This is a genomic window from Neobacillus niacini NBRC 15566 (assembly GCF_001591505.1).
GTDB classification, from domain to species: domain Bacteria; phylum Bacillota; class Bacilli; order Bacillales; family Cytobacillaceae; genus Neobacillus; species Neobacillus niacini.
Genome location: NZ_BCVA01000033.1, coordinates 13,967 through 39,082, shown reverse-complemented (window position 1 = coordinate 39,082; position 25,116 = coordinate 13,967). Strand labels below are relative to the sequence as shown.

Here is a 25,116-nt window from a genome sequence, read left to right as displayed (position 1 = left end):
AGTGGGAAATGACCTTTCGTCCCGTGGACGGGAGGGTTTTTATTTTTACATAAGATCTGGAGGTAGCATTTTCATGACACAAGCCTTAATTAAGGATTTGTACAGAAATACAGAAAATTATATAGACCAGAAGGTTGAATTATCAGGCTGGATTCGTACAATCCGGGATTCAAAAACCTTTGGGTTCATTGAGTTGAACGACGGCAGCTTCTTCAAAGGTGTTCAAATTGTATTTGATGAGAAGCTGGACAATTTTAAGGAGATTGCAAAACTCCCTATTAGTTCATCGATTAAAGTAGAAGGAGATTTCATTCAAACTCCTCTAGCAAAACAGCCGTTTGAAATTAAAGCGACAAATATTTCTATTGAAGGACTTTCTAATAGCGACTATCCTTTACAAAAGAAGAAGCATTCATTTGAGTATTTAAGAACGATTGCTCATTTAAGACCACGGACGAATACATTCTCAGCTGTTTTCCGTATTAGGTCCTTAGCTTCTTATGCGATTCATAAATTCTTCCAAGAAAAAGGATTCGTTTACGTTCATTCACCAATTATCACAGGGAGTGATACAGAAGGCGCGGGCGAAATGTTCCGAGTTACAACGTTAGATATCGATAACCCTCCTAAAAATGAAGAGGGAAAAACAGATTTAACGAAGGATTTCTTTAATAAAGAAACCAACCTAACGGTAAGCGGACAGTTATCTGCAGAGGCATTTGCCTTAGCGTTCCGAAATGTTTACACATTTGGTCCTACATTTAGAGCGGAGAATTCGAATACTGCGAGACATGCTGCAGAATTCTGGATGATTGAGCCTGAATTAGCATTTGCTCAGCTTCCGGATATTATGGACCTAGCTGAGGATATGGTTAAGTATGTAATTGGCTATGTTCTTGAGCAGGCGCCAGAGGAAATGAATTTCTTCAACAGCTTTATTGAAAAAGGATTACTAGATCGCTTAAACAATGCGCATACTTCAAGTTTTGGACGTGTTACCTACACAGAAGCAATAAATATTTTAATCGAATCAGGCGAAACCTTTGCTTACCCAGTTGAATGGGGACTCGACCTGCAAACAGAGCATGAGCGCTATTTATGCGAAAAAGTATTTAAAAAACCAGTCTTTGTAACGGATTATCCGAAGGAAATCAAAGCCTTTTATATGAGGCTGAATGAAGACAATAAGACGGTTGCCGCAACTGATTTACTTGTACCAGGAATTGGAGAATTAATCGGCGGAAGTCAGCGTGAAGAGCGCGAAGACATTCTTGCTGGAAAAATTAATGAACTTGGTATGAATGAAGAAGATTATTGGTGGTACCTAGAGCTTAGAAAATACGGCGGTACAAAACACTCTGGCTATGGCCTAGGTTTCGAACGGTTAATAATGTACCTCACAGGGATGTCAAACATCAGAGATGTTATTCCATTCCCAAGAACCACAGGTAACGCAGAATTTTAATAACAATTAAAGAAGACCAATCCCTTGGATTTGGTCTTTTTTTCATCATCTATTGAGTTTGTAATTCTTCCTCGAAAAAAAATGTGCCGGGATGTTCCTTTACAATATAAGAGTATCTTTTCATGTTTTTGACATACTGCCATTTTAAAATCGTTACTTCTTCGCCAGTGTCTTTAAGTTTCACAGTCTGTCCGCTATTGAATCTGTTATTTGAATTTCTCAAATCAACACCCCTTTTTTTCATCCAAATTTAATTATAACACATTTTTTGTTTAGCCGCTTGATTCGCTTTTTTTTCAGTGACATCTAAATTGTAGGATAAAGCGTGATTCCTTTCATTTACATTTTCATTGTGTTACACTATTTAAAAAGTGAGGTGTCATTTTGTCAACTTATAAAGCGAAAAAGAGTAACCTCAAAGACTTATTATCAAAAAATAGAATGAATCTCGAAGGATTAGAAAAGAGTACACACATCCCTTTGGAACAACTTAATGGTTACATGTCAAAAAAAGTGATGAACCTAAGTGCAGCAATGACGATTTCTAAAGAGTTAAATTGCCAGATCGAGGATTTATACGACTGGGAACTAGAAGAGAAAATCTAAGTTCTACTAATATGTCACTAGGGGTAATCATCCTAGTGACATTTTTAATAACTTGACCAGTCTGCTAGAGGATTATGCAAGGCTGAAATGAGGAAAATAATGGACGAGACCTTGCTTAATTCTTCTTTCTTTGGTATGATTATGAAGAATTATTTTTGTTCGGTAGTAAAGGGAAGAATAAGTTATAGCTTTTCGCCTGGATCTTTAAAGAGCAAGAATAGTAATACAATGTGTGGTATACACACTAGGAGGCAACAAATATGGAAAACGGTAAAGTAAAATGGTTTAATGCAGAAAAAGGTTTCGGATTTATCGAGCGCGAAGGTGGAGAAGATGTATTCGTTCACTTTTCAGCAATCCAAGGCGAAGGCTTTAAAACTCTTGAAGAAGGTCAATCAGTAACTTTCAATGTTGAGCAAGGTGCTCGTGGACCTCAAGCAGCTAACGTAAACAAAGCTTAATCACATAGTGTGAAAAAAACAGACCTTTATAGGTCTGTTTTTTGTTTATCATTACCTTTACCAAAAGGGTATTGATTTAATTATTAATATATTTCTCAAATACAGTGCCAAAATCTTTAACACTATATTGCTTTTTGCTATCCTCTAACCATTGGAAAGCTGCTTGGTTTAGCATCTTAAATTGAACGACCAAGTTGTTATCTGAACTATTAACCCGGCCTAAAGTGGTTGAAGCAATATCAAGACTTTCTTTGGCAAAACGAAGAGAAATTTCATTGTCATGAGTGATTTCTGAAATTTTTATTAGGGCCTTATATAAATCTTTTACCTCTTCAATATGTTTTTTATGAACGTCAATGGAGAATGGCTGTGCTCCGATTTTAAATTTTATTTCGACATCGAGGTCGACCGTTCCCGCTGTTTCTAGCTTAACATCAGAGATTCGATTTGTCGCATAACTATAGCGGTGCAGCATCCTTTTTTTACTTGTGGCACTAGTTCCATCAAGATGAATGAGGGCATTATTGGTGAAACAGTATTCATCTGATTTGGATTTTATTAAAAAATAAATCCTTTCGTTATCTTCATGCATAACATAATCATCAGAATCAACCTTATCATAATTATCTGGTTTAATGACTGAACCCACATCACTGAGTCCTAAAATATCTGCTGCTACTTTACCAAACATTGTATCAACCTCACTAACCCCATATTTTAATTGCCATTCAACTATACGAATATGTTCTTAAGAAGTTTCAAGATTTTTGAACGACAAAACAATTTATGCTGGAGAATTTTCACTTATGCTCTTTGTCTAAATTATCAATAATTATTCCTAGAAGGATCAAAATTGATTGGAGGGAAAAACATAAATGCGTCCGATGATCCTTGGCACTATGGCTGCCTTCTTTTTTGCGTTTACATTTATTATAAATCGATCCATGGAACTAGAAGGGGGGAACTGGATTTGGAGTGCTTCGCTCCGTTATTTCTTTATGGTTCCTTTTCTGCTTCTATTGGTTTACTGGAGGAAAAACCTTAAGCCGCTATTTGTGGAGATGAGAAAAAATCCACGGGCGTGGCTGTTATGGAGTTTTGTTGGATTTGGTCTATTTTACGGTCCGATTTGTTTTTCAGCGGCTTATGCACCCGGCTGGCTAATTGCTTCCACCTGGCAGATTACGATTATCTCTGGCTCTCTTTTAGCACCGTTTTTTTTAGAGACTGTACTGACTCAAGACGGCCCAGTCAAGATAAAGGGAAGAATTCCGATGAAAGGCATGGCAATGTCTTCGATTATTTTGCTGGGGATAATATTAATGCAGGTGGAGCAGGCAGATTCTCTAAGTTTAATGGAAGTATTCTCAGGCGTTATCCCTGTCGTGGTCGCGTCATTTGCTTATCCTCTTGGAAATAGGAAGATGATGGATGTATGTGGAGGGAGGCTGGATGTTTTTCAACGCGTATTGGGAATGACCATAGCGAGTATGCCAGTTTGGATTGTTTTAGCTATTTATGGCATGTTTACGGTGGGACCGCCAAGCATTAGCCAATCTGTCCAATCTGGTATCATTGCCATTACTTCTGGTGTGATTGCAACCATTTTATTCTTCCAAGCAACAAATCTAGTTAGAGGAAATATGCAAAAACTTGGGAATGTAGAAGCGACACAGTCAATTTCGGTTTTATTTGCTTTAATCGGTGAATTAATCCTGTTGGAAGCCCCATTACCATCCACGTTATCATGGGCTGGAATAATGCTGGTCATGACAGGAATGGTACTTCATAGCTATTTGTCGCATAAAGGCGATATTCCTGATGGGAAAAAAGTCAGTGTATAATAGTTAAGAACCTAATCATTTCGATTAGGCTATATGATTTTTAACTGGATAGGTATGGAGTTAATTTATCAATTGTCTCTTGTAAAAGTTTTGCGTTTTTCTCATACATGGTTTTTGATTTCTCGTCATGTGTCTCTAGAGAGAATATTTCCAAATCCGCCTGAGTTTTTTTCAGTGTTGCCAATAATAAAGGTCTCTCACTGGGGGACGGGACTTGTAATTTGTCATCATAAATGTCGACAGTTAATTCGCCATAAGAATCAACTTGCGCGATAAATACATTGTCGAGGGTTAGGTCAAGCTTTTCTAATTCCGTCGCTAGCCAGCCTCTGCTTTTCCCGGAAGATCTTAATGCTTCATTTAGAATACTTCCGTCCATAATGACTGTTTGAGGTTCCTTTTCACTAGGGACTTTCATTTGTAAATCCTTCGGGGTTAATGGACGATTTTCTTTTTTCAATAAAGCACTAATGGTCCCTCTTGGTTCCAAAACGGCAAATTCAACATCAGCTACTCGGTAGATGTTCTTCTGGCGGAGCAAGGCAGATAATTCATCAATGGTGTATTTTTCTTTCTTTAAATTTTCCTCCAGCACCTTGCCATCCTTGATTAATACAGTCCCTCGTCCTTCAATAAAGTCCCGAAAAGATTTACTCTTTAATGCTAAAATATCAACCAAGAGTGTAGCAAGGCTAAAGATAATAATAGCAGCCATGCCTTGGAGCATATTTTTTTCAAGACCAGTAATCGCCTCACCTGCAATACTTCCAATTGTAATCCCGGAAACATACTCAAAAAAAGAAAGTTCAGATATTTGCTTCTTTCCTAATATTTTTGTCATGAAAAATAAAAGAGCTAAGAAGACAAAGGAACGAATGATAATATCAATCCAGCTGGGCATAATATTCACCTCATAACTTTCAACCTTTATATTGTGGTTCAAGTCGTTCAAGTTCTAAAACGCGGGTCTGTAAATCTTTTTTAACGGAAGCTATTGTTAACATAGTATCATGGAAAACTTCTTGAGCACCTTTATCATTGGAGTTTAAGGCAAGCGAAGATAATTGTGCTTCAATTCCCTTCAAATTAGCCAGACATTGCTTTACACTTGTAGCAATGGTCATAATTATACATCCTTTCAAATTGAATAACTAAAAGAGTTGGCAGGGAAGCCAACCCTTTTCCTACTTATTGGTTATATTGTGGCTCTTCAGCCAAAATTTCTTGTAGTCGGGGTTCAAGACTATCTAGGACAGATTGAGTTTGTTGAGCTGCGTCCTGATAGAGCTTTTTAGCATTTTGATTATCAGTTGCTAAAGCAAAAGTTTCAAAACTAGCTTGAGCACCCTTTAATGCTGCCACTGCTTGTTTTACTTGTGTTCCAACTGTCATGAAATTAATCCTTCTTTCTATTTCAAAAATATATTACAAATTTTAGTTTGCGGAAATAGTTGAAATTTATGTGATGAGAAAAAAGTTCTAATAAATAAGACTTTCCATTACAATTGGGTGTAATGCATGTGTTTTGTCTACAAAGATAAACCCATCGTACCGGCTGCTCATGACAGATGGTACATAATTTCCATATTGTTCATATTCTGGCCTATATACAACCCCAATAGCACGGTGCCCAATCGTTTGTTTGAATTCTCCGCGATTTTCATTGTTAAACAAGAGGTATTGGTTACATGCACCCGCTTTATGCATAAGGTTTTCCCAACTCCCAGCTTGGGCCTCTGGAACATTCGTAACACGAAAATCTACTCCCCATTCCGTTGATGCAATCACCGTACCACTGTTTGTTCCGAAGCCAACGATGTATACATCATCAGGATAATTCTGTTCTCTTATCAACTGACCGACATTCACCATTCCAGCATCCATCATATCGGTTGCACGCGCGTCGCCAACATGGGTATTGTGTTCCCAGATGATGACCTTTTCACCTTCACCATAATACTTCATGACAGCATTCAAAGCTTCAACCATGTGGATGTCTCTTACGTTCCAAGACTTTGAATCGCTTAAGACCATAGTGCGGTAATACTCTTCAGCATTCACTGTAACAAGGGCATTGACCTCCATATTTAAGCTGTTTTCTTCCTCATCGTCATATTTCCATTTGTTTTTCTGAATGGAATGAAGAAGTGCGACTGCTTCTTTTATACAGTTTTCTGATAAATATCCTGCAGAAACTGCATACGATTCATTATTTCGATTATAAGGCTCAAAGCAGGAGAAGGCATTTCTTGCTTGTTTTAGCCCTGAGTTACCAGTTTTCTCTAAATACTTTATGATTTCGTCCATACTCTCCCAAAGACTATAGACATCTAGACCGTAAAATCCTACTTTATTCTTTCGTTTGGTTTGTTGATTATAATTTCTTAACCATTCTACTAATTCAATCACTTCTTCATTCGCCCACATCCATGTTGGCCAGCGATTAAAGCTTTCAAGAGAACTTCTAACATCAGTGTGGAATCCTATGTTTTTTATGTAACGATTAATGCTTTGGCAGGATGGCCAGTCTCCTTCAACCGCAATGACAGAAAAGCCTTTTTCCTTGATTAACCTTTTGGTGAGTTCAGCACGAATTGTATAAAATTCCGAAGTTCCATGTGAAGATTCACCTAGGAGGACATACTTGGCATCACCAATTGCTGCTAGCAAAGGAGCAAGATCCTCCACTGTCGTAAAGGGTTTACTGTATTTTTTTAGGGACTCAAACATATGCAGACATCCTTTCATTCAAAGTGATACTGCTAATGTTCCCTATTGGCTCACCTAAATAACAAAAAAACTCCCAAATTAATTTAAGGAGTTTTTTTTGCATATTTCATCTGTACATCGTCCACATTCCAATATCCTTAAAACCAAGTCGTTTATAGATACGTCCAGCTTCAGGATTATCATAAAATAAGCAGAGTACTTTGCCTTCATTTAATACATCTTTAAAAAGCTTTTGCATAATCGCTGTTGCTAATCCTTTGCGGCGATATTCCTTCCGTGTACAAACACCAACAATCATAGCGGAAATGGAGTTTTCCGCCGTTGTAGATACACATGCTGTCATCTGTCCGTCTTCTTCTGTGTAATAGCTCCTTGCAGTGTTGGTTTCCATTGACGAACGTAACATTTCAGCTGCGTCGTCTCTGATTTGAAATTCTTCAATTGATTTACGGATCAATAATATTTTTTCAATATCATCAAGAGTAGCCTTTTTTATCTCCATATTCGTTTCTTCAAGTTTTTCGGTGCTTTTGCACTCTGCAAAAAAAGTTTCTTGCTTTTTTCCTAGCTTTAGCTCCTGGAATGCTTCGAACTTCTCCACAATATCTGATTTTCCGGACATGAAGAATGGCTGTGAATAGGAGGTAATAATAGATACAAACTCATTAACATTAAATTCGCCTTTTGCATAAGGAATAAACGATTGATAGAATTTGAGAAGGACAGCTTTGATTTCACCTTGTTGATCGAATTCTGCCCAGATTTCTTGAAAGTCAGAATCATACCCAAAAACCTCTAAATCCCCAATAATAAATAAATTAATGGAGGGTTCCTCGCTTAAAAATGAAAGGACCATAGCGTGGTCATTTTTAGTTAACTTTCTTATCATCATATTATCCTCCTTTGCTGTTACTAGCGTAATCAAATCATTGCAAAATTTCAATAATAATATTTAATGTATACTAAACTATTAATATTTATAATAATCTAGTAATTTTGAAAAATTCACCAATTTGTCACAACCCTTTGTGTAAACAGATATTTTTGGTGTTATACTATAGGTGTAAAGGATAAATAAATAAGAATTAACTTCTTAGGAGACTCAACCATCCGTGTTCGTTCCGTTTGTGAACGAGTAGTAAAGGTTTTCCCTTTGCAATGTTTGGTAAGTGGAGCGATGTAACTTGAAATGGAAAGGTGGATACCTAACTAAATCCTCTTTTAGTGAATGAGGAAATCACCTGATTCAAATGAAGGTACAAAAGTTATTGGATATGGGAGTAAAGTTAAATTTATCTGCCTATGCAAAAGGGTACGCAGGTAAATCTCTCAAACCAAAATGATTTTTCTTAAAATTATAATGGAAGCTTCCTTATTGAGAAGAAACCTAAAGTAATGAAAAAAAGAAGAATCAAAATTTCCAATGACCGAAACAATTAGAGCGCAATAAATCTATTTGGTACTAAACATTGAAAAAGGAGCTCAACTAAAAGTAAGGATTAAGTTAACAGATAAATATAGTTGATAAATGAAGCCTCTTTATCGGTATGTTTATCTAACCCTTCAACCAAATCAAAAACTGCATTGCCAAGAAGCTGATCCAAATAAATAAGAGGATATGAGTCATCGGTAATACCGGTAAGGTTTGTTTCTTTAAAGGAATTTGAATTCCATTCATTTCATGTGAATTAATTCCTTCAACGGAACAACACACATCGGCTGAATCTTAAACCTTCTATTAGAGTTGTAAAACGATTCGATAGAAGTGTGAAGACATTATAGCTGATGTCATGGTTGGGTCCCCTAAGAGGTTAAATTCCCAAGAAGCTGTCTCTATAAGAGGCGGCTTCTTTCCTGTTCTTAATCGGCGTTGTTTAAGTAATTTATTTGGCAGTATGTTAGTTGAAAACCTAGTTGGAAAAATGGGAAATAAAGTGCATAAAAATTCAAAAAACTATCAATATCCTGTTATAATGGAATTAGAAATTTTATTCGAAAGGGGCAAGATAATGTCAGGAATTCCAAATATTGATCAAAATGAGCAACATAAAATACTTATGGAGAAAATTCAACACCGGGGGTTGCCAACTTCAAAGATTATTCAAAGAATTATGCTTATTACAGTTGGCGCAGCATTAATGGCGGTAGGGTTGGAAATTTTTCTTGTACCCAATCATGTAATTGATGGAGGCATTGTAGGAATTTCGATTATGCTTTCCTATTTGACTGGTTGGAAATTAGGTTTCTTTATCTTTTTTCTCAATATCCCATTTTTTTATATCGGTTATAAACAAATTGGAAAAACCTTCGCTTTATCCACTCTTTATGGAATTATCATTCTATCACTTGGCACCACATTGCTTCATCCAGTACCAGCATTTACTCAGGATATCTTACTTGCAACCGTTTTCGGTGGAATCGTTCTCGGAATTGGCGTAGGGATGGTCATCCGCTATGGAGGATCCCTGGATGGTACTGAAATTCTTGCTATTCTCTTTAATAAAAAGCTTCCTTTCTCTGTTGGTGAAATTATCATGTTTTTTAATTTATTTATTCTAGGAAGCGCAGGTTTTGTTTTCTCATGGGATCGGGCAATGTATTCGCTGATTGCCTATTTTGTAGCTTACAAAACCATTGATATTACTGTCACTGGTCTTGATGAATCCAAATCAGTTTGGATCATAAGTGATAATTCAAAGGAAATTGGCGAGGCGATTATGAATCGTCTTGGCCGTGGTGTTACGTATATTAATGGAGAGGGTGCCTACTCAGGCGATCACAAGAAGGTCATTTTCTGTGTCATTAACCGTCTTGAAGAAGCGAAGTTAAAGGAAATCGTTACTGAAAATGATGAAAATGCCTTTCTTGCGGTTGCCGATATCGCGGAAGTTCGCGGAGGCAGGTTTAAGAAAAGAAATATTCATTAAAGAGGCTGCCGTTTGGCGGTTTTTTTATGTCTTTTTTTGTTATTAAAGTGATATCATTTTTATATAGAGTTAAGAGGAGTGATTCGGAACAGGCGGGCGTCTTATGAAATTGCCCGTTTTCTGTCGTTTATTGGGGAAAAATACACAGTAAAACATCATCTTTTGTCAATGTATGCGCTTACCTAGGAAATAATTAAAAAAGAACTCGATTTATTTCCCGAAGAAGAGATATCAGGTTAAAAGCTAACATCTCTCCTGTTGGTATTGGTATTAAAATTAGAAAAGGAGTTCATATACTTCATTTAATTCATGAGCACGTTTCTCATCTAGTTCCTCTTTGGCATGGTTAATTTCCTTAGGAAGCATATTATTTAAAAAGTTTATCTCCTTTTGAGTTAAATGCCTAACAAAATCACCCTCATTTGAAAAATGCCCCCCAGACAATTTACGGTATATTTGTCTACCCTCGGAGTGGTCATCAGTGTAATTTGATAAGATTTCACGTAAATAGCCCAATGTTTTGTCCATTTTTGTCAACCGCCTTTCATTAAATATCTTTTGACGAAATGGATTTTATCATACCTGCATCATTATTAAGATTCACATTTATATATTTGGTGCAGAATATAAAAAAGCAATTCGTGGATGAAAGCATAACCACGAAAGGGGGGATCTGCTTGATAAACCATCTGGCGAGAGCAGTGCCAAATTTATTTACTATTGGAAATTTATTATCAGGAGTATTTTCCATTACTTTTAATATGAATGGTTACTTACGGACGGCAGCCATGTTTATTTTTTTATCAGCAATTTTCGACCTTTTTGATGGAAGATTAGCGAGAAGATTGAAGGTTAACAGTGAATTTGGAGTTGAACTTGATTCGTTAGCAGACATTGTCAGCCTTGGTGTTGCACCTGCACTCCTTTTTTATTGTTTAGAAGCACCATCATTTCTAACAACTATTGCATTTATGCTCTTTCCCACTATGGGTGCCTTACGGTTGGCGAAATTTAATGTAAAACCAACAAGAGGTTATTTTATGGGTCTGCCAATAACGGCAGCGGGACTATTAATGGCTTGTTTGGGAGTATTCCAATATAGCAATTCACTCATTACGATTTTACTTTCAATTCTAATGGTTAGCCCTATAAGGATAAAAAAGCTATAACGCTTTATGTGAACCTCTAACATCTGTAAACAACTAACATTTCCACCGAAGGTTCCCAAACATATTCTTGCCTTAAATACAAACATTAAGCTAATGGAAGAGGAGTTTTACTTTCCATTTCATGTTAAAAGAAGGAGTGCTTTGGATGAGAGATGTAGTAAAACCATTTTTCAATATGTTTGGAAAAAAACGAAAGAGTAGAGGAACCATGTGGGTATCTCTTCTAGGAGTTGGAATAAGCGCTGCCGTTATTGGACTAACAAGAGGAAAACGAAAGAATGTTTCGGTGCCTTTTCAGGATGTAGTCCAAAGCTTTACACCGAAAAACAACATAAATATTAATAACACCGCACTTGCTGAATTCTCCGAAGAACTATTAGCAAGTGCGTTGAGAAATGATCATAAAGAGCGTTAAAAAGGGTCCGCATTATTGCGGGCTTTTTCATAATGGGGGAAATGGAACCTCCTTGGGACTGTATTCAATGACTTCGGAGGAATATAGCGTAATCACTAAAAGACGCCCCATTGTTCTAGCCTGAATTAATATTGGTTGGTTATACATGTTTTTAAATACGAAATCCGGACCATACCAACTAACAGTTGCATCACGTCCAGGCGGAATATATGGAACATGTCTGCTATGTGAAAAGCGCTGGACAATTTTCAAACCTGCACTATCAACGGCATTGAATAATGTTGAGGAAACCTGGCAGATTCCCCCGCCAATGTCTTCCGCATATTCACCTCTCACAATCACTTTAGCCTTTTCATAGCCCTTTTTTGAGGTTCTTTTACCGACTACTTTATTAAATGAAAATGTCTCGCCAGGAAAAACGACATAATTATTAATCGCTTCGACAGCTAGCCTAATATTGGTGGAACGCTTTGTATTACTCGTATTAAAAGAAGTAATATAACGGCCAATGCGAATACTTCTAATATCTGATAGTAATTCACTATCTACTTTTGGAAAAACAGAATACATTGGGATCTCTAAGCTTGAAGTGCTCTGTTTGAAAAAAAAGGAATAAAAGCTTTCTGTAAAAGCTTGTCGATTGACACGAAGGCCAAGCTCCTCAGGAATAATATTTCCATGTTGGTCCAATTTTGCATTTTTGGGAGGAGTAGAAAACTTTTTTTCCAATTCATTTACTAGAAGATCATATTTTTCTGTATCCAAAATAAAGAAATTTGGATCACCAACAGCATATTCATCCCGATTAATAGTCGAAATGGGTTTTCCTTCTTTTGTTAGTTGAATACCGGCTTGAGGAATCACTTGAATCGTAAGTAATAAACTAAATAACCATTTTATACCCATATCGTACAAACCTCCTCACCATAATGTGAAGCAAAATTTGTGTTTTTATGTAAAAACTAAGCTGAATAATATCTAAATTTATACTTTATTAGATAAGGTTTTGGATAGAAGTATCATTCTTTTTTTGGATTTGTTGAAATAAGTGCAGAATAATAGTATATAATCAAGTTATTACACGAATTAAGCAATGTGCTAGCAGGTTGCTATAAATATGATAGGAGTGTCTCCCTTGGCTGAGAATGGAAGAATACAATTAAATGTAAGAATTTCAAAAGAAACATCAGACAAATTAGATGAAATTGTAGAATATTATCAGGAAAACCTCAAATTAGGTCGAGTATATAAAGGGGACGTCTTAACCGATATCATTGAAAAATCACATGAATTGATGAATAAGCAAAAAAAGGGTATAAAAAGATATTAAAACAGATTATTTGTTAGAATATTTTGAAATAAATTGGAATATTTAATGTTTGGAGGTATAATAGCAGGTGTAGATACCAACTGGTTAGTATGTGTAAAGGGGTGGGGAGATGAATTTTTCATATTCTGCTAGAGTTAAAGAGTTACAGACAAGACTAATCAATTTTATGGAGGAGCATGTCTATCCAAATGAAAATATTTATGAGCAGCAGTTGAACGTCCAGAAAAATCGTTGGAGTGCTATTCCACAGGTAATGGAAGACTTAAAGGAAAAGGCAAAAACAGAGCGTCTCTGGAACTTATTTCTCCCGGAAAGTGAATATGGAGCAGGTCTAAGCAATCTGGAATATGCTCCACTTTGCGAGATAATGGGACGCTCGTTAATTGGGCCAGAAGTATTTAACTGTAATGCACCTGATACAGGTAACATGGAGGTACTTGTTCGTTATGGTAAAGAGGAACATAAAGAAAAGTGGCTAAAACCATTATTGGCAGGAGAAATTCGTTCATGCTTTTCGATGACGGAACCGGGAGTAGCTTCTTCCGATGCAACGAATATCGAAGCAAGCATTGTAAGAGATGGTGATGAGTACATCATAAATGGACGTAAATGGTGGTCTTCTGGTGCAGGTGATCCTAGGTGCAAAATTGCGATTGTAATGGGTAAGACGGACTTTAATGCCAACCGTCATGAGCAGCAATCGATGATTCTAGTCCCACTTGACACTCAAGGAATTACAATTGAAAGAATGCTTCCTGTTTTCGGTTTTGACCATGCCCCGCATGGACATGCCGAAATTACTTTTGAAAATGTTCGGGTTCCGGCTGACAACATTCTCTGGGGTGAAGGAAAAGGGTTTGCGATTGCACAGGGACGATTAGGACCCGGAAGAATACATCATTGTATGAGACTGATTGGTGCTGCAGAACGAGCTCTTGAACTTTTATGTAAGCGCGTTCAAAATCGTGAAGCCTTCGGAAAACCGCTCTCAAGCCAAGGGGTTATTAAAGAGTGGATTGCCGATTCAAGGATTGAGATCGAACAAGCAAGGCTTTTGACTTTAAAGGCAGCTTATATGATGGATACTGTTGGAAATAAAGAAGCAAAAACAGAGATTGCGATGATTAAAGTAGTGGCGCCTAATATGGCATTACGTGTAATTGATAGAGCGATTCAAGCATTTGGGGGAGCAGGAGTTTCAAATGATTTTCCACTTGCAGCGATGTGGGCAAACTCTAGAACATTGCGGCTGGCTGACGGACCAGACGAAGTACACCGTGCTCAGGTCGCTAAGCTTGAATTAAAGAAATACCAGTAGTAATCAAACTTGAGGAAGGGTTACTTTTAAAAAAAAAAATATTTTTGGAGGGAAACCAATGGCTGAAAAGAAAGCATGGCGGGCTCAATACCCAGAATCAATTTCATCAACAATCTCTAACCCTGAAAAAAATATGGTAGAAATACTTCAAGATACTGCAGCAAAATATCCCGAAAATCATGCACTTTCCTTCTATGGCAGAAAAATTTCTTATCAACAATTACTAGGTCTTTCTAAAGGATTTACCTCAGCACTACAGCAAAATCAAGTTCAGAAGGGAGACCGAGTGGCACTTATGCTTCCGAACTGCCCACAATATGTCATTTCTTATTATGGCATTTTAGGAGCAGGGGCAATCGTAACGCAGGTAAACCCAATGAGTGTTGAACGCGAGCTTGAATATATACTAAATGATTCAGGTGCCGACACGATTGTTGTTATGGACGCTTTTTATCCGAGAGTAAAAAGCGTTCAACACCGTACGAGCCTGAAAAATATTATTGTCGTCAGCCTGCAGCCCTCTGGACAAGACTTTTCTCCAGATAGGAGTTTTGAAACCTTTCTTGCAGATGGAAATGGAAAAGTGACTCCTGTTACGATTGAACTCGAACATGACATCGCAGTTCTGCAGTATACTGGCGGAACAACAGGAAGATCGAAGGGAGCGATGTTAACACACCGTAACATTGTGGCCAATGTCCTTCAATCCTATGAATTCTTCAAGCATGAATTTGAATTAGGGAAAGATCGCTGTTTAACGGTAATTCCACTTTTCCATGTATTTGGTATGACAGCCTGTATGAACTTAACGATTTTTACAGGCGGGGAATCCATCATGCTTCCTCGGTTTGAATTAGAGGAAGTATTGAACACGATTAAAAACGAACAGCCCACTACCTTCCCAGGAGTTCCAACCATGTATGTCGCGATTACGAACCATCCGCATGCAGAGGAGTATGGAATTAATAGTATTAAAACCTGCAATAGCGGCAGTGCACCCATGCCAGTAGAACTTCTTCGGGAGTTTGAAAGAAAAACAGGGGCAAAAATCCTAGAAGGATACGGACTTTCTGAAGCGTCGCCAACCACCCATTGTAACCCCCCATTTACAAATCGCAAACCAGGAAGTGTTGGCATAGGCATGCCATCGACTGAATACAAGATTGTAGATGTTGCAAGTGGCAAGGAGGAAGTTCCGGTTGGTGAATTGGGTGAGGTCATTATAAAGGGTCCTCAAATCATGAAAGGCTATTGGAATATGCCTGAGGAAACAGCCAATACATTACGAGATGGCTGGCTCTTTACTGGTGATATCGCAAAAATAGACGATGATGGGTATTTATATATCGTTGACCGTAAGAAGGATTTAATTATTGCGAGCGGTTTCAATATTTATCCTCGTGATATTGAAGAGGTGCTTTATGAACACCCTGCTGTCCAAGAAGCAGTTGTCATCGGAGTACCAGACCCCTACCGTGGAGAAGATGTAAAGGCTTTTGTGGTTTTAAAAAACGGGCAAACAGCAACAGAAGAAGAATTGATTCAATACTGTAAATTAAATATGGCAGCTTACAAGGTTCCTCGCATGGTTGAATTTCGTGAACAATTACCAAAAACACAGGTTGGAAAAATTCTCCGCCGTGCCTTACGAGAGGAAACTGTTAAAAACTAAGAGGTCAACCAATTTTCGCTCGTTGCCCATGTTTGTTGCGAAATAGAATATGGTATAATTTCACTAGACATATTACAGATTGTGAGGACATGAACGGTGAAAGACAAAATAACAGAACATAGCATTAATCTGTTCGAGAAAAGGGGTTTCAAGGAAACATCCATCCAGGACATCGTAGATTCCATTGGTGTGACCAAAGGGACGTTTTACTATTATTTTTCGAGTAAAGAAGAACTTCTAATGGACATTCATCTCGGATATATTAATTACTTACTAGAAAAACAAAGGAAAATACTGGATGATAATAGAAGCTGCAAAGAGAAGCTTTTCGATATTGTTTACATGCTAATTAGTAACATTAAAATACAAGGATCGGCTGCGAAGATCTTTTTTAGAGAAATGAAAAACTTAAATGAAGAAAGACTAGCTTTAATTGTGCCAAAGCGGGACGAATTCCGATTGAATGTTGAGCAGATTCTTAAAGATGGAATCGAAAAAGGAGAGTTTCGGTCAGACTTGAATGCTCATATTGTTACCTTTGGTATTCTAGGGGCTTCCAATTGGAGCTATCAATGGTTTAATCCAGAGGGGCCGTCTACAGACCGTGAAGTAGCAGAGATTTTTGTTGAAATGATATTAGAGGGAATTCAAGCAAATTAATAAAAATTTATGGAGGGTGTCTGACACTAGGCTCTCCTTTTCACTATGGCATACTAACCAGTAGGTATATTTAAAATAGACTGAATCTTTTGAATGACAGGAGTGATCGTATGCCTCACCAAATGAGCAAAGATACAATTCCAGTCCGAAAAGGAGAGGAATTAAATTTAGATATTTTAGAGCAATTTTTGCGGGAAAATATTGAAAATCTGCCCAATAGCCCCCTTGAACTTCTTCAGTTTTCCGCTGGCCACTCAAATCTAACCTATCAAATGAAAGTAGGTGAATGGCAAGCCGTTTTACGTCGCCCGCCGTTAGGGCCAGTCGCACCGAAAGCGCATGATATGGAAAGAGAATTTAAAATCATCTCTGAGCTCAACCCAGTCTTTTCCGTTACACCAAAGCCAATCCTATTTTCCAATCGACAGGACATAGTTGGAAGTCCATTCTTTATCATGGAACGCAAAAATGGCATTGTCATTGATACTTTTTTCCCTGATGAAATAACGGTAACGAAGGAACTGTGCCAGCAGCTTTCAGAAATTATGGTTGATAAATTAGTCGAACTTCACGGAATTAATTACAAAGAAACAAGACTTGGTGAAATCAGTAAACCTGAGGGATTCACAGTAAGGCAGGTACATGGATTGATTGGTCGATATGAACAGTCCAAAACGGATGAAGTGAATGCTGTAGATACGCTCAAAAAATGGCTGTCAGACCATATACCAGCCCAACAGAGTACTGCAATCATTCACTATGACTATAAGTTTAATAACGCAATGTTTAATGAGAACTTGTCTGAAATGGTTGGGCTTTTTGATTGGGAAATGACAACGGTAGGCGATCCTCTTTGTGACCTTGGTGTTGTGATGGGCTATTGGAATCAAGAGGATGATCCGGAGGAGTTAAAACTGGGGCTGGGTAAAGCACCGGTAACGGTAAACGATGGTTTCTTTACAAGGAAGCAATTCATTGAGCGCTATGCAAAGAAAAGCGGTAGGGACGTTACAGATGTGAACTATTATTTAACCTTTGCCTACTTTAAGTTAGCAGTTATCTGTCAACAAATATATTACCGCTATAAGAAAGGGCAAACCAATGATCTTCGATTTGCCAACTTCAACCTTAAAACAAAAATGTTAATGGAACATGCCGTAAAGGTTGCTTCTGGAGAGTTTTAAAGAGAATTTAATAAATGTAGAGAGGAAGATTTTATTGGAGAATACACATTTATTAGTAGAAAAGTTGGGTCCTGTTCTGACCTTAACATTAAATCGACCAGAGAGTCTAAATGCTTTTAGTTCCGAAATGGTTTTGGGATTGACAAACGCTCTTAGTCAAGCAAAAAATGACCCGGATGTACAGGTAATTGTCTTATCAGGTGCCGGCCGCGCCTTTAGTGCTGGCGGTGATGTGAAAACCATGGGACAGAGTGATGGAAATCAAGTCTATGAACATATCGGAAAATTAAACGAATTAATTTTACAAATGAAAGATTTAGAAAAACCGATTATCGCTGCTGTTCACGGCTTTGCAGCAGGAGCGGGATTTAATTTAGCTCTCGCCTGCGATATCATTGTTGCAGCTGAGGACAGTAAGTTTGCGCTTAGCTTCTCTAAGGTAGGTTTGGTATCGGATGGAGGAGGTTCTTATTTTCTTCCAAAGCTGATTGGTCCACATTTAGCAAAGCAGTTTTTCTTTAGTGGAGAGCCTATTCCGGCAAAACGTCTCTTTCAATTAGGAGTTATTAATTCTTTGTTCTCATTAGAGAGGCTCCAAGAAGAGACTACGAAACTAGCATTAAGTTTAGCCCAAGGTGCAGGTAAAGCTTACGGGAAACAAAAGAAATTAATTGACCAATCCTTCAACAGGTCACTTGAAGAAATATTGGAACAAGAACGACTTACTCAAGTTTTAATGGTACAAACGGACGACCACAAGGAGGGCGTTGCGGCATTTAAGGAAAAAAGAAAGCCCGTTTATAAAGGAAGGTAGAAAGGAAGTTTTAAACATGAAAGCGATTCAATTACAGAAATATGGCGGTCCTGAAGTGTTAGAAATAGTAGAGATTGAGAGACCAGTACCTGCAGGTCGTGAAGTCCTAATTGAAATTAAGGCAATCGGCGTCAATTATGCTGATACGGCAAGAAGGGAAGGTCAATATGTGGTCAAGACACCACTTCCCTTTATTCCGGGGGCAGAAATCGCAGGGGTGGTAGCAGATGTGGGAGAAAAAGTAACCAACGTTAAACCAGGGATGAGAGTAGTTACATTGATTGAGTCAGGTGGTTATTCAGAATTTGCGCTGGCCGATGAGCGCTCATTAATTCCACTTCCCAAGCATTTAGATTTTCGAAATGCAGCAGCGCTTCCTCTCCAAGGATTAAGTGCCTATCATGTCTTAAAAACGATGGGCCGATTAGAAAATGGGGAAACGGTTCTCGTTCATGCAGCAGCCGGGGGTGTAGGAACACTAGCGGTACAATTGGCAAAGCTTTTTGGTGCTGGCAAGATTATTGCAACCGCTAGTAATGCTGAAAAACTAGAACTAGCCCGTCAAATGGGTGCGGATGTGCTTGTGAATTATTCAGAAACAAACTGGGTGGAGCAGGTATTAGAAGCGACTGGAGGAAAAGGAGTAGATGTTGCACTTGAGATGGTAGGGGGTGATGTTTTTAATCAAACCTTAAAATGTCTTGCCACTTTTGGCCGCCTGGTTGTGTTTGGGGCAGCGAGCGGCGAGCAGAGCAAAATGTACCCTTCTTCATTAATGGCTCGAAACCAGTCTGTTATTGGCTTTTTCTTGCCACAGATTATGAGAAAGCCTGAGCTGCTTCAACCTAGTTTAATAGAGTTGCTAACTTATCTTGGTGAAGGAGCGCTTAATCTAACAATCGGCGGTGTATTCCCGTTAGAGGACGCAGCGGATGTACATCGGTTACTACAATCACGGAAAACAACTGGTAAGTTAATTCTAGAACCGTAAATTATTTTACCAATACATGAAAAAGTGGTCTGGTAAATTCCAGACCACTTTTTCATGTGTATATTAACAAACTATGAACAAAGTATTAAATACCCGGGAAGTTTTTGCGATATAGTTGATATGAGAGAAAAATCGTTTAAACTGAAGAAAAGAAGAGTTTATTCCTAGGAGTGACGGATTTGAAAATACTCGTGATAGAAGATAATACAAGTGTCTGCTCAATGATTGAGATGTTTTTTGCCAAGGAAGGAATTCAAGGAACCTTTGTTAATGATGGTCTTGAAGGGTATAACACGTTCAAAACAGGGACATGGGATGCGTTAATTGTGGATTGGATGCTGCCAGGGATGGACGGGGTAAGCATTTGCCGGAAAATCAGAGAGGAACATTATACGGTCCCGATTATTATGCTGACGGCGAAGGATACAGAGTCAGACCAAGTACTCGGTCTTGAAATGGGTGCCGACGATTATGTTACCAAGCCATTTAGTCCGCTGACTCTGATGGCTAGAATTAAGGCGGTCACTCGCAGATATCAGACGCAAGTTCCTGCTCCAATGGATGATTTTCTCCAGACGGAGCATTTTAAAATTAGTAAAAATACGAGAGAAGTCCTTGTCGATGGTGTTCCAGTTACAAATCTGACACCTAAGGAATTTGATTTATTATATTATATGGTGGAACATCCTCGCCAAGTATTTTCAAGAGAGCAACTGCTTGAACGGGTTTGGGGATATCAATTTTACGGTGACGAACGAACGGTAGATGTTCACATTAAGCGACTGCGTAAAAAAGTGGAAACGACAACGCATTCATTCTTCCACACTGTATGGGGAGTAGGTTATAAGTTTGATGAGTCGAATCAGACAGATAAGAATTAATTATTTTTCTCAACAGTTTATCAGCCATATTAGTATCATTATTGTAGCTTTTCTCGTTTTAAGTCTTTTGTTTGCTCATTATGTGGGTAATTTGGTTTATGAGGAGAAAGCGGATGAATTAATCTCTTATGGAAAAGCAATCATATCTGACATTGAGCAGAATCCGATTGCAACAGATCAAATATTAAATCAATATAGTAATGTTCTGCGCTCGCGAAAAATTAGTTATAGTATGTTTGATCAAAATGCAAAACTTTATGCTGTAGGACGAAGTGGTCCGGCCATTGAACTGAAACCTTCAGAGTGGGATAAAATTACACAAGGGCAAACCATCATTGTTCAAAGTGATTATAAACGGTTTGACCAAGGTGTTACCTTTGTTGTATTACCGTATTTAGATAATCGTGATAGGTTTGTTGGCGGGATCTTGTTAACCTCGCCAATCAGCGGTTCGAGTGCGATGATTCGCCAAGTGAACCAATTCTTGATTTACACTATTCTAATCGCACTAGGTGTTTCGTTTTTATTCAGCTGGCTGCTATCAAAAATCCATGTGAATCGAATTAAACGACTCCAAGAAGCGACCTCGCTTGTGTCTGCTGGAGATTACCATGTTCACGTACCGTCCTCTAATTTTGATGAAATTGGGGAGTTAGCCAATGACTTTAACCATATGGTAAAAGTATTAAACCATTCGATGGAGGAAATTGACGCACTTGAAAATCGTAGACGTCAATTTATGGCGGATGTTTCTCACGAAATGCGGACACCGTTAACCACAATCAGCGGGGTTATCGAGGGGTTGAAAAATGACATGATCCCAGAAGAAGATAAGGAACGAGGAATCAATTTAGTTAGTCAGGAAGCGAAGCGGCTTATTCGACTCGTCAATGAGAACCTGGATTATGAAAAAATCCGCTCGAATCAAATACAATTATTCAGGGGAGATATCCAGTTATTGGAACTGTTAGAAATCATCCAAGAACAATTATCTGTACAGGCAGACGAGAAAAATGTTCAAATCCTGGTAGAAGCAGACGAAGAGATTATCGTCAATGCTGACTATGATCGACTCGTCCAAATTTTAATTAATATTACGAAGAACAGTATTCAGTTTACTTCAGATGGTACGATTTGGCTGAGAGGGCGAAACGAACAGAATAATACGATTATTGAAGTAGAGGATACAGGTATTGGCATTGACCCAAGTGAAGTCGAAAAAATATGGCGGCGCTTTTACAAAGCCGAAATCTCGAGAACGAGTAATCCTTACGGGGCATTTGGTCTAGGACTATCGATTGTGAAACAGCTTGTTCTCCTTCATAACGGAGAAATAGAGGTACAAAGTGAAAAAGGAAAAGGCACGAAATTTATCATTACTTTTAAGCAGTAGGGAGATCCCTACTGTTTTTATTTTGTTTTAAATCCGACTTTTTTCTTAATAATTTCCAAATCCCGTTATAGTTTGTTAACAGTTTTTTCATATTTGTGGGCTAAAGTATAGATATAATAACAAATTACACAAATTTCAAGTGTAAAGGAGAAGAAAGACTATGAGCTACAAAGACGAATTTGAAAGGGAATATGACAAAACAAACGAACATATGGTGGACGAAACCACATACGGTCATGATAGCAAGTCAGAATATGAAACAGTAATCCAAGATAATGGAGAAGGAGAGAGTAAATCAGAATTTGTAACGAACGAGTTAGAACATAAAAGATTAGATGAACCTGAAGTAGGAGAATCACTAGAACAACCTACTAACCGTTTCGAGTTTAAGAATAGTGCCAAGAAGAAAAAAAGAAATATTAAAGGATTTGCCTCAATGGTAGCAGCAGGTGTGATTGGTTCGGTATTAACGTTAACGGTACTACCTTATACCGATTATATGGAGAACCTTAGTAATGCAGGAAGTCAGTCAACTGGTATCTCCGTAAAGAACACAAACCCTGAGGTGAATACAGTAACAGCACAGCTTACCTCAGCAAAATCCTCAGCATCGATTGCTGATACTGTTGAGCACCTATCAAAAACAATTGTAGGGATTGTCAATTACCAGCAGCGTCAAAGCAGAAGTTTATATGGAAGTAATAACTCACAGGATGTTGAAAGTGGGACAGGTTCAGGTGTTATTTTTCAAAAAAATAATGACACTGCCTACATTGTAACCAATAACCACGTGGTCGAGGGTGCCACAAAACTAGAAGTTTCATTATATAACGGTGAAAAGGTAAATGCAGAAGTTGTGGGAACAGATGCTTTAACCGATTTGGCTGTATTAAAAATTGATAGTAAAAACGTTGAAGCTACTGCCCAGTTTGGGGATTCATCTACACTTCGGCCGGGAGATGAAGTGTATGCGATTGGGAACCCGCTTGGACTGGAATTCTCAAGAACCGTAACACAAGGTATCGTCAGTGCAGTAAATAGGAGTATTGACGTTACTACCTCTGCTGGGACTTGGGAAACTACTGTTATTCAAACGGACGCTGCCATCAATCCGGGAAATAGCGGTGGTGCGTTAATTAACCCTGAAGGTTTAGTCGTTGGAATCAATAGCTTGAAAATTGCTGATAGTGGTGTCGAAGGATTAGGATTTGCGATTCCAAGTAATGACCTCATTCCAATTGTGAATCAATTAATTGATAACGGAAAAGTACAGAGACCTTATCTTGGTATAGGGCTCGCTGATTTATCAGAAGTGCCGCAATTATACTGGGAGAACCTTCCTGATAGCGTGAAAGAAGGTGTCATGATTACGGCTGTTGAACCTAACTCCGCTGCAGCGAATGGTGGATTAAGAGCACAAGATGTGATTGTATCCATGAATGGGAACAAAATCGCAAATGCCTCAGATTTAAGAAAATTCTTGTACTCAGATGTTAAGATTGGCGATGAAGTGAAGGTAGAAGTATATCGTGACGGGAAGCTTACCACTGTAAACGTTAAGCTGGCGAAATAATCTGAGGGAGCAATCAAAGGAATGACTTTTATTAAGAAAAATAAAACACTGTCTTGTATTATCGTGGTACTCATTCTAGCAATAGGTATCTTTCTAAGTTTGGCGTTATCAAAGGATAAAGCTGTTGCAAAAATAAATGGTGAATCTATTAGTAAGGATGAGTTGTACGACGTGATGGTGGAGCAATATGGAGCTGCTGCGGTTGAACAATTAATCACCGATAAGATTGTTACTGCTGAAGCAAAAAAAGAAAAGATAACCATTACAGATAAAGAATTGAATTCAGAAGTAGAAAAATTAAAGGAATCTTATGGCGGTGATGAAGTATTTGACCAGATGCTGACATCGAATAATACCTCGTTAACTGCACTGAAAGAGGATTTAAAAAGTTACTTAACCTTACGTAAACTTCTTGTACCGCGGATAGAAATTACTGATGAGGAATTAAAAACTTATTTTGATGAGAATAAGGATTCATTAGGAGTAGCAGAACAAGTAAAAGCAAGCCATATATTGGTTGAAGATGAAGCGACTGCGAAGGAAATTAAACAAAAGCTGACCGATGGAGCGGATTTCGCAAAATTGGCGAAAGAATATTCAACCGATGAGGGGACGAAAGAAAATGGAGGAGAGCTTGGCTTTTTCCCAAAAGGTACGATGGTAACAGAATTTGAGGATGTTGCCTTTGCAATGCAAGTTAATGAAATTAGTGAACCAGTAAAAACAGATTATGGGTATCATATTATAAAGGTTGAAGAGAAAAAGGAAGCAAAAGAAGCGAATTTTGATGACAGTAAAGCCGAAATAAAGGAAACCTTGATTGATCAAAAAGTGGAAACGGAATACTCTACTTGGCTTGAAGAAAAGAAAAAGGATTATGATATCGAAAATTCCCTTGAAAGTGTAGTTGGATAACTGTTCATGAAGAGGTGAAAAGGATGAATCAGGTCGGAAGATATGCAGCAAGTGATGAGGTAGATGAGTTCGAACTGATGAAAATGGTCATGGAACTGCCGGAGAAAGACAAAATGCTAATGTGGTCTCAAGGGTATATTGATTTAATTGTTGAAAAAATGCCTAAGTATGCTCGTGATATTTTGGAGAACCGAATGGAAAAATGGGAGGATACGAAGGCATTTTATCAAGATCAGATTCAAGCAATTTTGAATGATGAAGAATTTAAAAAACAGGCAAAGGGTGAACGGAAGAAGTTTGCCCTTTTCGTTATGGAGCATTATCGCGAACTTCAGTCATTATTGTTTGCGGCCTATGATGGGAAAATTTCCGAGGATGATGTTAGAAAATTTGTCTATCGTAGAAGGTTCGGTGGAAAGAAGAAGTATATACATTAAGATTGAGCCATGAAGGATTCAATTTTAAAACTTTTGATTAGTCTGAAAAAATAGGCTTGCAATCATTGCTTGAACTATTTACAATAGAAATATCTTGAAGTGAAACGGAGGTGTAAAGAGATGGTTCGTTCTATGTTTGTACGTGTGCAGTGGCTTGAAGCGCTATATTTGTGCCGTGCAATTTTTCATGAGGTAGTTTTCCAAGGGGGTAGTCTGCCCTTTTTAAAAAATTACAAAATGAATATAGAACGGTAACACATCTCTTTACCCATAGCAAAATAGGTAATAAGAGAGTGCCTTTTTCGCACTCTTTTTTCATGCCGATTTTTCG

The 25,116-nt window shown here is 38.0% G+C and carries 29 protein-coding genes; 20 read left to right on the top strand and 9 right to left on the bottom strand.

Annotation, left to right across the window (positions count from 1 at the left end):
* The first annotated feature begins 73 nt into the window (after nt 1-73).
* Nucleotides 74-1,465 carry an asparagine--tRNA ligase gene (gene asnS / locus BANA01_RS20315; protein WP_063254451.1) on the top strand — a complete coding sequence of 464 codons (1,392 nt, stop codon included), beginning with the start codon at nt 74-76 and terminating at the stop codon, nt 1,463-1,465.
* Nucleotides 1,466-1,514: 49 nt separating this feature from the next.
* Here the strand turns inward: asnS and BANA01_RS30210 are convergent, their stop codons facing one another.
* Nucleotides 1,515-1,709 carry a hypothetical protein gene (locus BANA01_RS30210; protein ID WP_063254449.1) on the bottom strand — a complete coding sequence of 65 codons (195 nt, stop codon included), beginning with the start codon at nt 1,707-1,709 and terminating at the stop codon, nt 1,515-1,517.
* A gap of 140 nt (nt 1,710-1,849) precedes the next feature.
* On the opposite strand from BANA01_RS30210, the gene BANA01_RS20305 reads away from it, so the two are divergent.
* Together BANA01_RS20305 and BANA01_RS20300 are read left to right on the top strand one after the other, a co-directional pair.
* Complete coding sequence (locus BANA01_RS20305; RefSeq protein ID WP_063254448.1) at nt 1,850-2,071, top strand: helix-turn-helix domain-containing protein; 222 nt, start codon at nt 1,850-1,852, stop codon at nt 2,069-2,071.
* A 260-nt stretch (nt 2,072-2,331) separates the two neighbouring features.
* Nucleotides 2,332-2,532, top strand: a complete 201-nt coding sequence (locus BANA01_RS20300) for a cold-shock protein (RefSeq protein ID WP_063254447.1) — start codon at nt 2,332-2,334, stop codon at nt 2,530-2,532.
* A 76-nt stretch (nt 2,533-2,608) separates the two neighbouring features.
* Here BANA01_RS20300 and BANA01_RS20295 read toward each other — a convergent pair whose 3' ends face one another.
* Entirely contained in the window at nt 2,609-3,223 is a 615-nt protein-coding gene (locus tag BANA01_RS20295) for a PH domain-containing protein (RefSeq protein ID WP_063254446.1), read from the bottom strand.
* A gap of 184 nt (nt 3,224-3,407) precedes the next feature.
* Here BANA01_RS20295 and BANA01_RS20290 point away from each other — a divergent pair, with 184 nt between their 5' ends.
* Nucleotides 3,408-4,376 (top strand): DMT family transporter, encoded by a 969-nt coding sequence (locus tag BANA01_RS20290; RefSeq protein ID WP_063254445.1) that lies wholly within the window; start codon nt 3,408-3,410, stop codon nt 4,374-4,376.
* Between the two features lie 40 nt (nt 4,377-4,416).
* On the opposite strand, the gene BANA01_RS20285 is transcribed toward BANA01_RS20290, so the two are convergent.
* The 5 genes from BANA01_RS20285 to BANA01_RS20265 all read right to left on the bottom strand — a co-directional run bounded on the left by BANA01_RS20285 (nt 4,417) and on the right by BANA01_RS20265 (nt 7,995).
* Nucleotides 4,417-5,277: a DUF421 domain-containing protein gene (locus tag BANA01_RS20285; protein WP_063254444.1), complete on the bottom strand. Its 861-nt coding sequence runs from the start codon at nt 5,275-5,277 to the stop codon at nt 4,417-4,419.
* Nucleotides 5,278-5,296: 19 nt separating this feature from the next.
* Nucleotides 5,297-5,500: a DUF1657 domain-containing protein gene (locus BANA01_RS20280; protein ID WP_063254443.1), complete on the bottom strand. Its 204-nt coding sequence runs from the start codon at nt 5,498-5,500 to the stop codon at nt 5,297-5,299.
* Between the two features lie 64 nt (nt 5,501-5,564).
* The gene (locus tag BANA01_RS20275) at nt 5,565-5,768 is read right to left on the bottom strand and encodes a DUF1657 domain-containing protein (RefSeq protein ID WP_063254442.1); all 204 of its coding nucleotides are present in this window, start codon (nt 5,766-5,768) and stop codon (nt 5,565-5,567) included.
* Nucleotides 5,769-5,855: 87 nt separating this feature from the next.
* Nucleotides 5,856-7,106: an erythromycin esterase family protein gene (locus BANA01_RS20270; protein ID WP_235847192.1), complete on the bottom strand. Its 1,251-nt coding sequence runs from the start codon at nt 7,104-7,106 to the stop codon at nt 5,856-5,858.
* A 106-nt stretch (nt 7,107-7,212) separates the two neighbouring features.
* A complete protein-coding gene (locus BANA01_RS20265; protein ID WP_063254440.1) occupies nt 7,213-7,995 on the bottom strand; it encodes a GNAT family N-acetyltransferase in 783 nt (260 codons plus the stop codon).
* Nucleotides 7,996-9,163: 1,168 nt separating this feature from the next.
* Between BANA01_RS20265 and BANA01_RS20260 the strand changes: the two genes are divergently transcribed.
* Nucleotides 9,164-10,033, top strand: a complete 870-nt coding sequence (locus BANA01_RS20260; protein ID WP_063254494.1) for a YitT family protein — start codon at nt 9,164-9,166, stop codon at nt 10,031-10,033.
* Between the two features lie 276 nt (nt 10,034-10,309).
* Here the strand turns inward: BANA01_RS20260 and BANA01_RS20255 are convergent, their stop codons facing one another.
* Nucleotides 10,310-10,561 (bottom strand): sigma-G-dependent sporulation-specific acid-soluble spore protein CsgA, encoded by a 252-nt coding sequence (locus BANA01_RS20255; RefSeq protein ID WP_063254439.1) that lies wholly within the window; start codon nt 10,559-10,561, stop codon nt 10,310-10,312.
* A 143-nt stretch (nt 10,562-10,704) separates the two neighbouring features.
* On the opposite strand from BANA01_RS20255, the gene pssA reads away from it, so the two are divergent.
* Entirely contained in the window at nt 10,705-11,202 is a 498-nt protein-coding gene (gene pssA, locus BANA01_RS20250) for a CDP-diacylglycerol--serine O-phosphatidyltransferase (RefSeq protein WP_411834977.1), read from the top strand.
* Nucleotides 11,203-11,347: 145 nt separating this feature from the next.
* The gene (locus tag BANA01_RS20245; RefSeq protein ID WP_063254437.1) at nt 11,348-11,617 is read left to right on the top strand and encodes a hypothetical protein; all 270 of its coding nucleotides are present in this window, start codon (nt 11,348-11,350) and stop codon (nt 11,615-11,617) included.
* 27 nt (nt 11,618-11,644) lie between these two features.
* Here the strand turns inward: BANA01_RS20245 and BANA01_RS20240 are convergent, their stop codons facing one another.
* Entirely contained in the window at nt 11,645-12,523 is an 879-nt protein-coding gene (locus tag BANA01_RS20240; RefSeq protein WP_063254436.1) for a VanW family protein, read from the bottom strand.
* A 211-nt stretch (nt 12,524-12,734) separates the two neighbouring features.
* Here BANA01_RS20240 and BANA01_RS20235 point away from each other — a divergent pair, with 211 nt between their 5' ends.
* From BANA01_RS20235 to BANA01_RS30785, 13 genes are all read left to right on the top strand, one after another.
* Nucleotides 12,735-12,947, top strand: coding sequence for a hypothetical protein (locus BANA01_RS20235; protein WP_374933543.1), 213 nt, complete (start codon nt 12,735-12,737; stop codon nt 12,945-12,947).
* A 109-nt stretch (nt 12,948-13,056) separates the two neighbouring features.
* A complete protein-coding gene (locus BANA01_RS20230) occupies nt 13,057-14,265 on the top strand; it encodes an acyl-CoA dehydrogenase (RefSeq protein ID WP_063254434.1) in 1,209 nt (402 codons plus the stop codon).
* 58 nt (nt 14,266-14,323) lie between these two features.
* Nucleotides 14,324-15,937 carry a long-chain-fatty-acid--CoA ligase gene (locus BANA01_RS20225; protein WP_063254433.1) on the top strand — a complete coding sequence of 538 codons (1,614 nt, stop codon included), beginning with the start codon at nt 14,324-14,326 and terminating at the stop codon, nt 15,935-15,937.
* A gap of 96 nt (nt 15,938-16,033) precedes the next feature.
* A complete protein-coding gene (locus BANA01_RS20220) occupies nt 16,034-16,597 on the top strand; it encodes a TetR/AcrR family transcriptional regulator (RefSeq protein WP_063254432.1) in 564 nt (187 codons plus the stop codon).
* A 122-nt stretch (nt 16,598-16,719) separates the two neighbouring features.
* Complete coding sequence (locus tag BANA01_RS20215) at nt 16,720-17,781, top strand: phosphotransferase family protein (RefSeq protein WP_235847191.1); 1,062 nt, start codon at nt 16,720-16,722, stop codon at nt 17,779-17,781.
* Nucleotides 17,782-17,815: 34 nt separating this feature from the next.
* Entirely contained in the window at nt 17,816-18,595 is a 780-nt protein-coding gene (locus BANA01_RS20210; protein WP_063254430.1) for an enoyl-CoA hydratase/isomerase family protein, read from the top strand.
* Between the two features lie 16 nt (nt 18,596-18,611).
* On the top strand, nt 18,612-19,586 hold the full coding sequence (locus BANA01_RS20205) for a quinone oxidoreductase family protein (protein ID WP_063254493.1): 975 nt from the start codon (nt 18,612-18,614) through the stop codon (nt 19,584-19,586).
* A gap of 179 nt (nt 19,587-19,765) precedes the next feature.
* Entirely contained in the window at nt 19,766-20,467 is a 702-nt protein-coding gene (locus tag BANA01_RS20200; protein ID WP_063254429.1) for a response regulator transcription factor, read from the top strand.
* Nucleotides 20,439-21,860 carry a sensor histidine kinase gene (locus BANA01_RS20195; RefSeq protein WP_082799611.1) on the top strand — a complete coding sequence of 474 codons (1,422 nt, stop codon included), beginning with the start codon at nt 20,439-20,441 and terminating at the stop codon, nt 21,858-21,860. Before BANA01_RS20200 ends, BANA01_RS20195 begins: the two co-directional genes overlap by 29 nt.
* A 160-nt stretch (nt 21,861-22,020) precedes the next feature.
* Nucleotides 22,021-23,433, top strand: coding sequence for a S1C family serine protease (locus BANA01_RS20190; protein ID WP_082799610.1), 1,413 nt, complete (start codon nt 22,021-22,023; stop codon nt 23,431-23,433).
* Between the two features lie 21 nt (nt 23,434-23,454).
* Nucleotides 23,455-24,348, top strand: coding sequence for a peptidylprolyl isomerase (locus tag BANA01_RS20185; RefSeq protein ID WP_063254428.1), 894 nt, complete (start codon nt 23,455-23,457; stop codon nt 24,346-24,348).
* Nucleotides 24,349-24,371: 23 nt separating this feature from the next.
* Complete coding sequence (locus BANA01_RS20180; RefSeq protein ID WP_063254427.1) at nt 24,372-24,785, top strand: hypothetical protein; 414 nt, start codon at nt 24,372-24,374, stop codon at nt 24,783-24,785.
* Between the two features lie 120 nt (nt 24,786-24,905).
* Complete coding sequence (locus BANA01_RS30785; protein ID WP_369689650.1) at nt 24,906-25,040, top strand: RAxF-45 family protein; 135 nt, start codon at nt 24,906-24,908, stop codon at nt 25,038-25,040.
* The last annotated feature ends 76 nt before the right edge of the window (nt 25,041-25,116 follow it).